This window comes from Stenotrophomonas maltophilia group sp. Smal13 (assembly GCF_030236855.1).
Classification (GTDB): Bacteria; Pseudomonadota; Gammaproteobacteria; order Xanthomonadales; family Xanthomonadaceae; genus Stenotrophomonas; species Stenotrophomonas maltophilia_A.
Genome location: NZ_JASJSQ010000172.1, coordinates 1 through 1,456, shown reverse-complemented (window position 1 = coordinate 1,456; position 1,456 = coordinate 1). Strand labels below are relative to the sequence as shown.

The following is a 1,456-nucleotide window of genomic DNA, read 5'->3' as shown; positions in this document are numbered from 1 at the left end:
GTTGCGGGAGACGCCGTAAACCCGTCCATGAAGTGACCCCCGGGAGTTGGACGCCAGATCCAACCCCGAGGGATACATGAACAGATACGACGCGCGTTTCAAACTGCAGGTCGCCAAAGAGGCCTGCAAGACCTCCACATCGGTCAAAGCCATTGCCCGTCGCCACGGCCTGGAGTTCTCCACGGTCAGGCGCTGGGTGGCGACCTATCGGCTGCATGGTTGGCGGGGATTTCATCGCCAGGCCCGGTCCTATGACCTCCCATTCAAACTGGCTGTCCTGAAGAAGATGAGCCAGGACGGCCTGTCCGGGCGCGAGGCCACCACCTACTTTCAAATTGGCGATGCCGGCGCGGTGGGACGATGGCGGCGCCTGTATGCTCAAGGTGGTGCCCAAGCGTTGGCACCCCCTCCGCCGCCGCCCCGAAAGCCGATGAAAAAGACCCGTTCGTCCAAGCCGCCTGAAGATATGAGCCGCGATGAGCTGCTCAAGGAAGTCGCCTATCTGCGTGCGGAGACCGATTACCTAAAAAAACTCGATGCCTTGATCCGGGAAGAGCAGGCGGCGCAGGACGCAAAGCGCAAGCCGTCCAAGGATTGAGGCAGGTTCATACGCTGTCGCTTCTGCTTGAAGCAGCTGAGCTGTCACGCAGTACGTTCTATTACCAGAACCATGTCCTGGCCCATCCGGATCAGGATGAGGCAGCCCTGTGCGAGCGCATCCGTGCAATCTACGATCAAAGCCAAGGGCGCTATGGCTATCGCACGGTGACGCTGGAATTAGCCAATCAGGGTCATCGGACCAATCACAAGCGGGTTCAGCGCCTGATGGGGGAGATGGGACTGAAATCGCGGGTGCGTGTGAAGCGCTACCAGGCCTTCAAGGGGGCGGCCAATGTTGTGGTTGGCAATGACCTCAATCGCCAGTTCCATGCCGAGCGGCCCAACCAGAAGTGGGTGACTGACGTGACCGAGTTCAAGGTGCAGGGTATGAAGCTGTACCTGTCGCCGATCATGGACCTCTACAACGGCGAAATCGTGGCTTATCAGATCAAGCGTCGGCCCGTATTTGATCTGGTGGGTCAAATGCTGGAGGAGGCCATCAAGAAGCTTTCCCCGGATGAGCGCCCCATGATCCACTCCGACCAGGGCTGGCAGTACCAGCATGAAAACTACCGGCACATGCTGGAAAAGCACTCGTTGAAGCAAAGCATGTCCCGGCGCGGCAACTGCCTGGACAATGCGGCGATGGAGAGCTTCTTTGGAACGCTGAAGTCGGAGTTCTTCTACCTGAACAGCTTTGACAGCCTCGAGAGTCTGGAGGCTGGGCTGGTGGAATACATCCAGTACTACAACGAAGAACGCATCAAACTGAAACTGAAAGGTCTGAGCCCGATAAAGTACCGGGAGCAGGCCCAATCGGCCGCCTGACCCCGTCCAAGTCTCGGGGGTCACTTCA

Annotated in this window: 1 protein-coding gene; it reads left to right on the top strand. The window is 58.5% G+C overall.

The window, feature by feature from the left end; all coding sequences use genetic code 11:
* The first annotated feature begins 76 nt into the window (after nucleotides 1–76).
* A protein-coding gene (locus QRO95_RS25205; RefSeq protein ID WP_285303750.1) for an IS3-like element ISStma2 family transposase occupies nucleotides 77–1,428 on the top strand; the annotation gives its coding sequence in 2 pieces (ribosomal slippage) (nucleotides 77–524 and nucleotides 524–1,428; 1,353 coding nt in all).
* The last annotated feature ends 28 nt before the right edge of the window (nucleotides 1,429–1,456 follow it).